This is a genomic window from Mesorhizobium sp. CU3, assembly GCF_006442965.1.
Classification (GTDB): domain Bacteria; phylum Pseudomonadota; class Alphaproteobacteria; order Rhizobiales; family Rhizobiaceae; genus Mesorhizobium.
Genome location: NZ_VFWX01000004.1, coordinates 136,715 through 149,858, shown reverse-complemented (window position 1 = coordinate 149,858; position 13,144 = coordinate 136,715). Strand labels below are relative to the sequence as shown.

General features: G+C 64.4%; 14 protein-coding genes. 12 read left to right on the top strand and 2 right to left on the bottom strand.

Annotation, left to right across the window (positions count from 1 at the left end):
* Positions 1-4: 4 nt before the first annotated feature.
* The 8 genes from FJ988_RS08440 to FJ988_RS08405 all read left to right on the top strand — a co-directional run bounded on the left by FJ988_RS08440 (position 5) and on the right by FJ988_RS08405 (position 6,897).
* The gene (locus tag FJ988_RS08440; protein ID WP_140816391.1) at positions 5-733 is read left to right on the top strand and encodes a GntR family transcriptional regulator; all 729 of its coding nucleotides are present in this window, start codon (positions 5-7) and stop codon (positions 731-733) included.
* Entirely contained in the window at positions 730-1,218 is a 489-nt protein-coding gene (locus tag FJ988_RS08435) for a DUF3830 family protein (protein WP_140816389.1), read from the top strand. The genes FJ988_RS08440 and FJ988_RS08435 overlap by 4 nt, the downstream gene beginning before the upstream one ends.
* On the top strand, positions 1,219-1,572 hold the full coding sequence (locus FJ988_RS08430) for a TIGR04076 family protein (protein WP_140816387.1): 354 nt from the start codon (positions 1,219-1,221) through the stop codon (positions 1,570-1,572).
* Positions 1,569-2,618, top strand: a complete 1,050-nt coding sequence (locus FJ988_RS08425) for an aldo/keto reductase (protein ID WP_140816385.1) — start codon at positions 1,569-1,571, stop codon at positions 2,616-2,618. Before FJ988_RS08430 ends, FJ988_RS08425 begins: the two co-directional genes overlap by 4 nt.
* Positions 2,615-3,046 (top strand): DUF4440 domain-containing protein, encoded by a 432-nt coding sequence (locus FJ988_RS08420; protein WP_140816383.1) that lies wholly within the window; start codon positions 2,615-2,617, stop codon positions 3,044-3,046. Before FJ988_RS08425 ends, FJ988_RS08420 begins: the two co-directional genes overlap by 4 nt.
* Before the next feature lie 48 nt (positions 3,047-3,094).
* Entirely contained in the window at positions 3,095-4,354 is a 1,260-nt protein-coding gene (locus FJ988_RS08415) for an ABC transporter substrate-binding protein (RefSeq protein ID WP_140816381.1), read from the top strand.
* Between the two features lie 292 nt (positions 4,355-4,646).
* Positions 4,647-5,774: a serine hydrolase domain-containing protein gene (locus FJ988_RS08410; protein ID WP_140816379.1), complete on the top strand. Its 1,128-nt coding sequence runs from the start codon at positions 4,647-4,649 to the stop codon at positions 5,772-5,774.
* Between the two features lie 187 nt (positions 5,775-5,961).
* Positions 5,962-6,897, top strand: a complete 936-nt coding sequence (locus FJ988_RS08405; protein ID WP_140816377.1) for a Dyp-type peroxidase — start codon at positions 5,962-5,964, stop codon at positions 6,895-6,897.
* Between the two features lie 45 nt (positions 6,898-6,942).
* Here FJ988_RS08405 and FJ988_RS08400 read toward each other — a convergent pair whose 3' ends face one another.
* Complete coding sequence (locus FJ988_RS08400; RefSeq protein ID WP_140816375.1) at positions 6,943-7,971, bottom strand: aldo/keto reductase; 1,029 nt, start codon at positions 7,969-7,971, stop codon at positions 6,943-6,945.
* A 179-nt stretch (positions 7,972-8,150) separates the two neighbouring features.
* Here FJ988_RS08400 and FJ988_RS08395 point away from each other — a divergent pair, with 179 nt between their 5' ends.
* The 4 genes from FJ988_RS08395 to kdgD all read left to right on the top strand — a co-directional run bounded on the left by FJ988_RS08395 (position 8,151) and on the right by kdgD (position 12,248).
* The gene (locus tag FJ988_RS08395) at positions 8,151-9,221 is read left to right on the top strand and encodes a sugar ABC transporter substrate-binding protein (RefSeq protein WP_140816373.1); all 1,071 of its coding nucleotides are present in this window, start codon (positions 8,151-8,153) and stop codon (positions 9,219-9,221) included.
* 123 nt (positions 9,222-9,344) lie between these two features.
* Entirely contained in the window at positions 9,345-10,415 is a 1,071-nt protein-coding gene (locus tag FJ988_RS08390; protein ID WP_140816371.1) for an ABC transporter permease, read from the top strand.
* Positions 10,412-11,239 carry an ATP-binding cassette domain-containing protein gene (locus FJ988_RS08385; RefSeq protein WP_140816369.1) on the top strand — a complete coding sequence of 276 codons (828 nt, stop codon included), beginning with the start codon at positions 10,412-10,414 and terminating at the stop codon, positions 11,237-11,239. Before FJ988_RS08390 ends, FJ988_RS08385 begins: the two co-directional genes overlap by 4 nt.
* A 76-nt stretch (positions 11,240-11,315) precedes the next feature.
* Positions 11,316-12,248: a 5-dehydro-4-deoxyglucarate dehydratase gene (gene kdgD / locus FJ988_RS08380; protein WP_140816365.1), complete on the top strand. Its 933-nt coding sequence runs from the start codon at positions 11,316-11,318 to the stop codon at positions 12,246-12,248.
* Between the two features lie 17 nt (positions 12,249-12,265).
* Here the strand turns inward: kdgD and FJ988_RS08375 are convergent, their stop codons facing one another.
* Positions 12,266-12,997, bottom strand: a complete 732-nt coding sequence (locus tag FJ988_RS08375) for a FadR/GntR family transcriptional regulator (RefSeq protein ID WP_140816363.1) — start codon at positions 12,995-12,997, stop codon at positions 12,266-12,268.
* Positions 12,998-13,144 lie beyond the last annotated feature (147 nt).

The following is a 13,144-nucleotide window of genomic DNA, read 5'->3' as shown; positions in this document are numbered from 1 at the left end:
CGCCATGCAGAAGGCCGCTATCGAGCGCAACAACGAGGTGATCGCCGCGCAGCTCGCGCCGGTCGGCCGCGAGACCGTGCAGGATCGCGTCTATTCCGAATTGCGCCGCGCCCTGATCGGCGGCCTGTTCGAGCCGAGCCAGGTGCTGACCATCCGCGGCCTCGCCGACGCGCTGGTCACTTCGACCATGCCGGTGCGCGAGGCGCTGGGACGGCTGATCACCGAAAAGGCGCTCGAAGCGCTGCCCAACCGCTCCGTGCGCGTGCCGCCGATCACGCTGGAGCGCATCGACGATCTGCTGCGCGCCCGCATCTTGATCGAAGGCGAGGCAATCTCGCTCGCGGCCTCGCGCATGGGGCCGCGCCAGATCGCGACGGTCGAAGGCCTATTGCGCGAATGGGACGAGATCCGCGCGCTGAAACACAAGAAGGACGTCGACCGCGAGGTGACGCTCAACCAGAGCTTCCATTTCGAAATTTATCGCGCCTGCGGGTCGGCGGTGCTGATCCCGATGATCGAAAGCCTCTGGCTGCAATCGGGGCCGTGCATCCGTGTCGCCATCTACGCTTTCTCGGAAGCCGGCGAGGTCGACACCGCCCGCTATCACCGAACCATGGTGAGCGCGCTCGCCTCGGGCGATGCGCAGGCCGCGCGCGAAGCGCTGGTCGCCGACATCAGCCGTCCCTTCACCTTCCTGCGCAGCAAGCTTCAATCCGCGAAAGAGCAGACATGAAAGAGCCCGCCATCAGGATCACCGAGCCGGGCTCGAAGCTCTCCGTGACGGCGCGGCTGCTGCCGGAGAAGGCGCCGGAAAATGTGGCTTTCCTGTTGGCCTATCTGGCGCAGTCGCGCGTCGTCGGCGGCATCCACGCCATGTGGACGGGACCCGAAATCTCCTGTCCGGTTCCCAGTGCCCATCTCGAGGGCCAGCCCTACGACAAGCCGCTGCCGGCCGAGAACGTGACACTGACGCCGCAACCCGGCGACATCGTGCTCTCCTACGTGCCGCCGCGCGTCTGGGGCGGCGGTCCCAACGCGATCTTCGACATCGGCCTGTTCTACGGGCAGGGCGCGCGCCTGTTCTTCCCGATCGGCTGGCTTGCCGGAAGCGTCGTCGCGCAAGTGCTGCCCGAAGAGCGCGAGCAGCTTGCGGCGGCCTGCGGCGTCATCCGCGGCAACGGCGCTTGCGAAATCTCTTTCAGCTTGGTGGAGGCTTGAATGGCCGACGACGGCTTCGAGCTCTTCGACCTGCGCGTCGAGGCGGTCATTCCCGACGGCAAGCCGATCTATTGCGGCGCCAAGCCGGGGGACTTTTTCGAGCTCAAGGGCGAGATGCTGTCGCTGCCGGCCGGGCGGGGCTTCTCGATCTATTCGATCGCCGCCGTGCTGCCGCTGCTCGCCGCAAAACAGCGCCCGACGCACCAGAATGACTGGATGACGTCGGATGCCGAGATCGCCTGTCCCGATCCCAATTGCGCCAGCCGGCTCCGGATCGTCAGGCTGGGCAAGCGGCGCTTCAGCCATGCCGAGACGACGGCCGTGCCGCTGCCGGCGGAAGGTGAGGAGAAATGACGACCGTCGAGCTCAGCCCCGGCTACACGATCTCGCGCGTCATCCGCGGCGGCTGGCAGCTCGCCGGCGGCCATGGGGCGATCGACCGCAAACAGGCGGTCACCGACCTGATCGCCACCTTCGATGCCGGTATCTTCACTTATGACTGCGCCGACATCTACACCGGCGTCGAGGAACTGATCGGCGCGGCGCGGCTGAGGCTCGCCAACGAGCGCGGTCTCGACGCCGCCGCCAGGATGAAGGTGCACACCAAGCTGGTGCCGGACCTCGAGAGGTTGGCGGTCGTCAGCCGCGATTACATAAAGGGCATCGTCGAGCAGTCGCTGCGACGGCTGAAGACCGAGCGGCTCGACCTCGTCCAGTTCCACTGGTGGGACTATGAGCAGGCCCGTTATGTCGAGGCGATGGGCTGGCTGAACGAGCTGCGGCTCGAAGGCAAGGTGCGCAATCTCGGCACCACCAATTTCGACACGCAACGGCTGGGCGAAATTCTAGCGGCCGGCATTCCCGTCGTCAGCCAGCAGCTGCAATATTCGGTCCTCGACCAGCGTCCGGCGGCGAGCCTTGCCGCGCTGGCGAAGCAGCATGGCATGTATTTCCTCTGCTATGGATCGGTGGCGGGCGGCTTCCTTAGCGAGAAATGGCTGAATGCTGCCGAACCTGCCGCGCCGCTGGAGAACCGCTCGCTGGTCAAATACAAGCTGATCATCGACGATTTCGGCGGCTGGGACCTCTTCCAGTCCTTGCTCGAAACGCTGAAGGCAGTCGGGGACCGCCACGGCGTCGACATCGCCACCATCGCCAGCGCCTGGGTGCTGGAACAGCATCAAGTCGCGGCTGTCATCGTCGGCGCCCGCAACCAGGCGCACGCACTCGCCAATGCGCGGATCATGGACGTCGCGCTGTCGGCCGAGGACCGCGCGGCAATCGATGCCGTGATTGCCGAGAGTCCTGGCCTCGAAGGCGACGTCTACACGCTGGAGCGCGACCGCCATGGTCGCCATGGTTCGATCATGCACTACAATCTGAACGCAGGCCGGGTATGAGCGCCATGGACGCCTCGCTGTTCTCCCGCGCCAGCGCAGAGGTGATCGACTTGCACCGCTTCTTCGTCGACTGGTTCGTCGCCGCGCGTGCCGACGCCGTCGACTTTGATCGCTTCGAAGCCGTCATGGGCGAAGGCCTGACAATGGTCGCGCCGAGCGGTGCGATCCTCGATCGCGATGCGGTCGTCGACCATGTCAGGCAAAGCCGCGCCACCTGCGATGACGGCTTTGGCATCTCGATCGAGGACATCAGGCCTGGCTGGCAAACCGACGATATGATCGTCGTCCTGTATGTCGAGGCGCAACTGCGCGGCGGCAAGAGCAGCCGCCGCCAGTCCAGCGCCGTCTTCACCCGCAATTCATCGGCGCCCAACGGCGTCGAATGGCGGCATCTGCATGAGACCTGGCTGCAGATGCCGGGAGGCTGACCAGGCTAAGTTCGAAAACAAGAGTCGTGTAACGAAAGGGGAACCGCAATGCCAAAGACGATATTCCAGATCACCACCGCGCTCGGCCTGCTGATGGCGGCGAGCGCGGCGCAGGCCGCAGACTGCAAGATCACCGTCGGCCTGGTCATGGAGCTGACCGGACCGGCCGGTGAATATGGCCAGGCCGGCGCCAAGTCGGTCGAGATGGCTTTCCGCGACATCAACGACGCAGGCGGTGTGCGCGGCTGCGACCTCGCTACCGACACGCGCGACAGCCAGAGCCAGGGCAATGTCGCGGTCGACGCCGCCACCCAGCTCGTGCAGGTCAAGAAAGTGCCGGCGATCATCGGCGGCATCATCTCGTCGGTGTCGATCCCGATCCTGACCTCGGTGACGGCGCCGGCCAAGATCGTGCAGGTTTCGCCCGCGTCCTCCTCGCCGACGCTGACGGCGCTCGGCCGCGAAGGCAAGACCAACGGCATCTTCTTCCGCACCATCACCTCGGACGCGCTGCAGGGGGTAGCTGCCGCCAAATACGCCATCGACAAGGGCTTCAAGAAGCTCTCGATCATCCACGTCAACAACGACTTCGGCGTCAACATGGTGGCGGAGTTCTCGCGCGCCTATAAGGCGCTCGGCGGCACCATCGTTTCCGACACGCCCTACAACGAAAAGCAGTCGAGCTATGCCTCGGAAGTCACGGCGGCGATGGCCGGCGAGCCGGACGGGCTCTATCTCGTCTCTACGCCTGTCGACGGCGCCACCATCGCGCGCACCTGGATCTCGCAGGGCGGCGTGCAGAAATTCCTGCTCAATGACGGCATGAACAGCCCGGACTTCATTGATTCCGTCGGCGCCGACTACCTGAAAGACGCCTACGGCACGTCCTCGGGCACCAGCCCGACCGCATCGACCGACTATTTCAACAAGAACTACAAGGCGTTTTCCGGCATCGAGCCGTCGAACCCAGCGGCCGACCGTTCCTATGACGCCGGCGCCATCGTCGGGCTGGCGATCGCCATCGCCGGCTCGGAGGAACCGGCCAAGATCAGGGACGCGATTTACAAGGCGGTCGATCCGGCCGGCACGCCGATCTATGCGGGCAAGGACGAATTCGCCAAGGCACTCGGCCTGATCAAGGACGGCAAGCCGATCCGCTATGAAGGCGTCATCGGCCCGGTCTCCTTCGACAAATATGGCGACATCACCGGGCCGTTCCGGCTGTGGAAGATTGTCGACGGCAAGGTGACGACCGACGGCGAGATGACGACGGACGACGTCAACGCGCTGCAGGCGAAACTGCAGTAGCGCCTGTGCGACTTGTCCGGCGGCTCCTCACAATGGATCGCCGCCGGACAGCACAAACAATTGCGAAGCTGCCGGCAAGTTGCTGCTACAGGCTGCCAAAAAGTCTGCAATCCGCAATGTCGACCACATCGAGTTTCGAGCTCGGACGATCTGCGAATACCTGCTTCAAGTGGCATCGTCCGCATGATATCAGAGCGCATCATGCAAGCCGTCCCAAACGCCGGCGGCGCGCCGGACTAGCCACATCGGCAAGAAACCGGCTGGATCGACGTCATTTCGCGAGACATCCGCTATGACCATCACGGGGAACTGCGACCCACGCTTTGCCAGGGTGCGCGACGCGTTTGCCGAAAGCTTCGAAAGAGGCCTCGATCATGGCGCGGGCGTGTCGGTGGTGCTTGACGGCAGAACGGTCGTCGATTTCTGGGGAGGTCATGCGGATGCCGCTCTGACCCGCCCATGGCGGCAAGATACGCTGATCAACGTGTGGTCGTCCACGAAGGGCGTGGTTGCGCTGGCGGTCGCCATGCTGGTGGAGCGCGGCAAGCTCGACTATGCAGCCCCGATCGCAGGCTATTGGCCGGAATTCGCCGCTGGCGGCAAGGAACACATCACACTTGAACAGGTGATGTCGCACCAGGCCGGGCTCAATGGTCTCGCCGTGCCGATGGACGAGGCAGGCCTGCTCGCCTGGACCCCCTATGTCGATGCGCTCGCCGGCATGTCGCCGCTATGGGAACCCGGCAGCCGCTGCGTCTATCATGCACTTACCTTCGGTCATCTTGCCGGCGAAGTGCTGCGCCGCGTCGACGGACGTAGCGTCGGCCGCTTCATCGCGGAAGAAATCGCCGGCCCGCTCGCCGCCGACTTTTACGTCGGCCTTCCGCAAAGCCAGGATTTCCGGGCTGCAGATATGATCGAGGGGCCGCAGGCTTCGGATTGGATCGACTTTGTTCGCGCCTCTGCCTTTCCTCATTCGTGCGACAATCCTGCGCCGCGCGCATTGGCGCCCAACGATCGCGCCTGGCGCGCCGCGGAGGTGCCGGGCGGCAACGGCCAGTCAACGGCGCAGGCGCTGGCTCGTATCTACGGCATGATGGCGGCCGGCGGGATGTGGGACGGCTGTCGGTTGATCGGCCCGGCTGCAATCGAAGAGGCTGCACGGCTCAGGGTCCGTGGAATGGATGACAGCTTTGCAGTCCCGGCTGTCTTCTCTGCCGGTTACCAATTGGAAGACCCTGTCTATGCCGGTCGTGCCTCGTCGCAGACGTTTGGCCACGGTGGCTGGGGCGGAGCCATGGGCTTTGCCGATGTTGGGGCCGGTCTCGGATTTGGCTATGTCACCAACCGAATGTCGGGTTTCGACGACGTGGATCCGCGCCGCAAAGCCCTGATCGATGCCGTATACGACGCGCTCTGAGTTGCTCCAGGATCAAGGGCTGGGCAGTGCCGGTCCGACACATGTGCCGACATGCTGAAATGAAAGCCGTTGCCGCTCGGTGAGTTCCTTCGGCGTCGCTTCTCAAAATTCGGACTGTTGCACTGAGCTCAAAGCTTGGGTTTGATGCGACGATCGCACCTGAAACGCTCCGCCGGATGGATCGACCATGGTCTCGAGCTTACCGCCTCCCGTCTCCCAGTCGGTCGCGTCCAGGCTGACGCGGGCGGCGATCTTCCTGGTCGTGACGATCAATCCGGGATCGGCGGCCGAGGCGACGGTGCGCGGCCTGTGCGGCGATCTCTCCAGCCTGCTGCGCGGTGTCGGATTCCGCAATCTCAACGGACAATTGTCCTGTATCATGGGCTTCGGCTCCGATGCGTGGGATAGGCTGTTCGGTGAACCCAGGCCGAAGGAGCTGCATCCTTTTCGTGAAATCCGCGGCGTGCATCACGCCGTCTCGACACCCGGCGACATGCTGTTCCACATCCGCGCGGCGAGCATGGATCTGTGCTTCGAACTGGCGACGCACATCATGTCGCGGCTCGCCGGCGCGGTCTCGACCGTCGACGAGGTGCACGGCTTCAAGTTCTTCGACGACCGCGACCTCATCGGCTTCGTCGACGGAACCGAGAACCCGGTAGGGCAGGCGGCCGAGGCGGCCACGCTTGTCGGCGATGAAGATGCCGGCTTTGCCGGCGGCAGTTACGTGATCGTGCAAAAATACCTGCATGACGTGGAGCGCTGGAACAAGGTGCCGGTCGAGGAACAGGAAAACATCATCGGCAGGCACAAGCTGTCGGACATCGAGCAGCTCGATACGGTGAAGAAGCCTTATGCCCACAACGTGCTCACCAACATCAAGGAGAATGGCGAGCAGCTGCAGATCTTGCGCGACAACATGCCGTTCGGCGAAGTGGGCAAGGCCGAGTTCGGCACCTATTTCATCGGCTATGCCCGCTCGCCGGCGCGCATCGAGAAAATGCTGGAGAACATGTTCATCGGTAATCCGCCGGGCACCTACGACCATTTGCTGGATTTCAGCCGCGCGGTGACCGGCACGCTGTTCTTCGTGCCGACGGCGAGCTTCCTGGACGATCTCTAACCGCAGCCGGCGGGCACAATGTGCCGGCCGCGTTCAACTCGTCGGTCAGGGCAGGGGAGCGCCCTCTGCAACCAATCCCCGGTGTTTGAGATCGGTCCACAGACCGGATGGGATAGTCTCGCGCAGATAGGCCAGGTTCTGCCTTAGTTCGTCAGCGGACCGGGCGCCGGGAATGACGCTCGACACCAAAGGATGTCCAAGCGGGAACTGCAGCGCCGCCGCCGGCAGCGAAACGTGATGGCTGGCGCAGACCGCCTCGATCCGGCGCACGCGCTCCAGCACATGCTCGGGCGCCGGCCTGGTGTTGAAGGTCGCGCCCTTGACCGCGCCGGTGGCCAGGATACCGGAATTGTAGGGACCGCCGATGATGATCCTGGTGCCGCGCTGTTGGCAAAGCGGCAGCAAGGTCGCCAGGGGCTCCTGCTCGAGCAGCGTGTAGCGGCCGGCAAGCAGGAAATAGTCGAATTCGCCGGCGACGACGAAATCGGACAGCATCTGCCACTGGTTGATGCCGACGCCGACCGCCTTGATGACGCCTTGCGACCGAAGCTCGTCGAGCGCGGGATAGGCGCCGTCCATGGCTTCGCGGAAGCGGCTCCTGGCATAAGGGTCTTCGCCGGAGCCGAAATGGATCGCCTCGTCCGGATCGTGGATCGAAACCATGTCGACATAGTCGGTGTCGAGCCGCTTCAACGTGCCTTCGAGCGAGCGCATCACGGCGTCGCGTGAATAGTCGAACTCGGCCCGGAAGGCGCCCGGCTGGTCCCACAGGGCCGGCTTCAATTCCTCGGGTGGGATCGGCACCAGGTCATAGCCGATCTTGGATGAGATGACGATGTCCGCGCGCGGCAGGGACTTTATCGCCAGCCCAAGCCGGGTCTCGCTGACGCCGAAGCCGTAGACGGGCGCGGTGTCGAAGTAACGGATGCCGTTCTCATAGGCGGCATGCACGGTCTCGACCGCAGCGTCCGTGTCGACGGCGCGGTACATGTTGCCGAGCCCGGTGCCGCCAAGCCCGATCGTCGTCACCTCGAGCCCGTTCTTCGCCACGGCCCTGAATTCGATTTCAGCCATTTTTCTTCCCTTGCTCTCGATCCTGCCGGCCAAGCTCCAACCTCCGCACCGCGACCGACCCTCGAAAGGTCCCGCCGTCGATCCGGGGTCGAAAGGCCATTGACACCTAATTTGTCATATAACAATGTAACCAGATGACACACAAGCGGGCAATGCCTGCAAACGAAAGGGAGGAACAGATGGACGAAGAGACGAAAAAAGAGATGGCAATCAGCCGGCGCGGCGCGTTCGCGCTGGCCGGAAAGCTCGGCCTTGGCGCTGCCGGGCTTGCCGGACTGGCGGGCGGAAGCCTCGCCGGCATCGGCGCGGCGCAGGCCGCCGATTCATCGGCCGGCCTGCCGAAGAAGCCCTACAAGTTCCACTTCGTCTGCCATGTGACGCTGGACCAGTTCTTCACGCCGACCGTCTACGGCATCCAGGACGCCTGCGCCGCCTTCGGATGCAGCTACCAGTGGACCGGTTCGCAAAAGAACGTCGTCTCCGAAATGGTCAGCGCCATGCAGACGGCAATCGCACAGAAGTCCGACGGCATCGCGGTCTGCCTGGTCGACCCGACGGCTTTCGACGCCGCCACCGAAATGGCCGCGCAGGCGGGCATCCCGGTGGTCGCCTTCAATGCCGACGTGCCGGTCGGCAGCCCCAACAAGCGGCTCTCCTATGTCGGCCAACCGCTCTACCAGTCGGGCTACAATTCGGCGCTGAAGTGGCTGAAGCTGATCCCCAAGGGCGGCCACGTCATGCTGTCGATCGGCGTGCCGGGCTCGCTCAACACCCAGCCGCGCCTCGACGGCTACATCCAGGCGATCAAGGACTCCAACAGCGGCGTCACCTATGACGTGGTCAACACCGGTCCGGATCCGGCCACGGAAATCTCGCGCGTCGAGAGCTATTATCTCAGCCACAAGAATGTGAACGGCATGTTCGGCACCGGCGGTTCCGACACCTATGCCTGCGGCTTCATCTCGAACAAATACGGCCTGGTGAAGGGCGGCGGCGCGGTCGCCGGCTTCGACCTGTTCCCGCAGACGCTGGACTTCATCAAGTCGGGCGACGTCAACTTCACCACCGACCAGCAGGCCTATCTGCAGGGCTTCCTGCCTGTACAGCAGATGTATCTCTACAAGCTGTCGGGCGGCCTCGTCGGCCCGGCCAACAGCGACACCAGCCAGGCCTATGTGACCAAGGACAATGTCGACGCTTATGTCGGCAAGACGCGCTTCGAGGGCCGCAGCGACGCCGAGCCGACCTGAGCCCTTACGGCAGCCCGCCCCCGCCGCCCTCGCCACCTCATCTTAGGATGAGGCGGCGAGGGATCGGCTGCGGACACCCCGCCGCCGAACAACTCGCCTCGCATCGAAACCAGGAAGACAAGCGTGCCGCCCACCGCAATCCAGCCAGCGAAGAACGCCGTTGGCGTCAAGGTTCCCCGGACAATGCGGGGGCGGCTGCTCATCCTGTTGTCGCGCTACCGCGAGGCCAGCATCGCCGTCGTCGCCATCGTGCTGGTGATCTATTTTCAGCTCGGCAGCGATGGCGGTTTCCTGTCGCCCTCCTTCATGAGCGTGGTGCTGCGCGACACCGGGAGGCTTGGCCTGATCGCCGCGGCCGAAGTCATGCTGATGATCACCGGCGAGATCGACCTGTCGCTTAGCGCCATCTTCTCGATCGCGCCCTATGTCATGGCGCTGCTGTCGGTGACCTATGGCGTGCCGCTCGCCGTCGGCGCGGTGATCGGCGTGCTGATCGGCATCCTGGTCGGCGCCATCAACGGCATCATCACCGTGCGCTTCAAGGTGCCGTCGCTGATCACCACGGTCGGCACGCTGTTCTTCCTGCAAGGCATCGTGGTGTCGATCTACAACAGCCAGCCGATCGTGGCGCCGGTCGAGCAGCCCTTCAACGCGATCTTCGGCCAAAGCCTCTACCAGCCGACGGACGCGCTGTTGTCCTGGCATGGCGTCACCGCCTTCACGCCCTTCCTGTGGACGCTGCTGCTCGTGCTGGTGTTGGCGATGGTGCTCAACCGCACCACCTTCGGCCTGCATACGATCGCGACGGGATCAAACATCATCGGCGCGCGCGAGATCGGCGTGCGCACCGATCGCATGAAGATCTATAATTTCATGATCGCCGGCGGCTTCGCCGCCTTTGCCGGCATCATCAACACGGCGCAGTTCACCTCGGCCGACCCGCAGGCCGGCAGCCCGTTCCTCACCTTGCAGGCGATCGCCGCGGCGGTCATCGGCGGCACCTCGCTGCTCGGCGGTTCGGGCACCGTCATCGGCGCGCTGATCGGCGCTTTCGTCGTCGCCTCGCTGAACAACGGCCTGGTGATGATCGGCGCGCAGGCGACGGTCTCCGACATCTATCTGGGTGCTGCCATCATCGCCGCCATGATCCTTTCGATCCAGGTCGACCGCCTGCGCACACGGAGGCGCGTATGAACAATCAGACCATTCCGCCGCTGGCGCCCGATGCGCCTGTCGTGCTCGAGATGACCAATATCTCGAAAAGCTTCGGCGCGGTCACCGCGCTGGTCGACGTCTCGATCAAGCTGCGCCAGGGCGAGGTGCTGGCGCTGGTCGGCGACAATGGCGCCGGCAAGTCGACGCTGATCAAGATCCTGTCCGGCTTCCACCAGCCCGACACCGGCACCATCGTCTCGCAAGGCAAGGAAGTGCGTTTCGCCTCGCCGCGCGATGCGCGTGCGCAAGGCATCGAGACCGTCTACCAGGACCTGGCGCTGATCGGCGACCTCAGCGTCTTCCACAACATGTTCCTGGGACGCGAGTACCACAAGCGGGTGCTCGGGCTGAACCTGCTCGACAACAGGAAGATGCGCGAGCAGGCGCAGCTCTATCTCGACACGCTGGGCATCACGATCCCGAGCGTCAACAGCACCGTCGACCTTTTGTCGGGCGGCCAGCGCCAGTGCATCGCGGTTGCCCGCTCGATCTATTCGTCGCCGAAAATCCTGGTGCTCGACGAGCCGCTGGCCGCGCTCGGCGTGCGCGAAAGCGCGCATGTGCTCGGCCTGATCCAGAATTTGCGCCAACAGCGCCAAGTCTCGGTGATCCTGATCGTCCACAACTACAACCAGATCTTCGAGGTCTGCGATCGCATCAATTTCCTGCATTCGGGCGAGATCGCGCTCGACGCCTCGACCGCCGACACCAGTGAGGAAGAGCTGATCCGCATCGTCAAGTCGGGGCTCGGCCGCAAGGCGATCGACGCCGCTGCGGCCCAGACCCGGCCCGGCCTCCTATGAACCTGCCAACAGTTACGGCTGAAACAATCTTGCCGGCTCGACACCCTCCCGCCGGCCCTCGCATGGAGCACTTGCTTTGACCTTCTCTCCGACAGAGCTGACGAAATCCCTTGGCAAAGGACTGCTGTCCTTCCCGCTGACCTTCTTCGACCGGAACGGCGCCTTCAACGAAGACGGCTATCGCGCCCATGTCGCCGCCCAGGGCGCCGCCGGCGCAAGCGGGCTGTTCGCCGCCGGCGGCACCGGCGAGTTCTTCTCGCTGACGCTGGAGGAATACCGCCGTGTCGTGCGGGCGGCCTCGCAGGAGGTTCCCAAGACCCTGCCGCTGCTCGCCGGCGTCGGCTACGGCACGCATATGGCGGTGGAATTCGCCAAGGCGGCGGAAGCCAGTGGCGCCGACGGCCTTTTGGTGCTGCCGCCCTATCTGGTGAAATCCGAGCAGGAGGGCCTGCGCCGGCATCTCACCGCCATCTGCCGCGCGGTCGGCATCGGCGTCATTGCCTATAATCGCGACAATGCCATTCTGACGCCCGAGACACTCGAGCGCGTGGCGCAGGATTGCCCCAATCTGATCGGCTTCAAGGACGGCGTCGGCGACATCGAGCTGCTCACCGCCACGCGCTACCGCATGGGCGACCGACTGGTCTTCATCGGCGGCATGCCGACGGCAGAGGTCCATGCCAGCGCGGCGGCCGCCATCGGCATGACCACCTATTCGTCGGCCATCTACAATTTCGCGCCCGAGGTTGCGCTGCGGTTCTTCAACGCCTTGCGGGCCGGCCGCAAGACCGAGGTTGACGACCTCATCCGCTCGTTCTTCCTGCCTTATCTCGCCATTCGCAACCGGCGGGCCGGCTATGCGGTGTCGATCGTCAAGGCGGGCGCGCGCATTGCCGGCATCGACTGCGGGCCGGTCCGTTCGCCGCTGCTCGACCTGACGGCGGATGAGGAGCGCCAGCTTGCGGCGCTGATGCAGGCCTGCAAGATGCCGGTGGCCGAGATGGCTTAGGTCCGATGGATCGCGTGCTACGGCCTGGCCGCGCCGTCGACCATGCGGCGGTAGCGCTCGCGGCCCGCCTCCAGATGCTCGCGCAAGGTAAAGCGGGCGGCTTCGACATTCTGCCGCTCGATCGCCTGGTAGATGCGGCGGTGCTCCATCTGCACCTGCTCCAGATAGTGTCGCCGCTGCTCCGGAGTCTCGTCGCGCGGACGCATCAGCTGGCGCGGAATGATGACCGGTCCGAGGAAATGCATGAAGCGCTCGAAATAGGGATTGCCGGTGGCGGACGCGATCGCGCGGTGGAAGGCGAAATCCGGCTCGATGGCGCTCTCGCCGGCCGCGATCGAGGCGTCGATGGCATCGAGGCAGTCGCGCATGCGGGCAAGGTCCTCGTCGCCGCGTTTTTCGGCGGCGATGCCGGCGGCTTCCTGCTCGACCGCGAGCCGAAGCTGCAGCACGTTCTGAACCTCGGTCAGCGAGGTAAGCTCGTCGGAGATGATGCGGAAGGTGGTGTTGGCCTGATGATCGGCGACGAACACGCCGGCGCCCTGGCGGCTGACCACAAGCCCTTCCGAGCGCAGCGACGCCATCGCTTCGCGGATCACCGTGCGACTGACGCCGAATTGCGCGATCAGCTCCTGCTCGGTCGGCAGTTTCTCGCCGCTGGTCAAATGACCGGCCCGTATTTCGCGCGCAAACCAGTCGGCAACCTGCGCCGTGCGGCTGATCTGCGGAGGAAGGCCAAAGGAACGTTTCATGGTTGCCAAGCAATAACCGAACGGCGTTTCTTGGCAAGCCATAATTTGTCTGGTGATATGATGACATTTTCAACGGTCGCGCCGCGGACGATCTTCGCTCGCCTTGGCAAGTGCGCAGGAACATCGGCGCAGCGGCCGGGAAAGGGC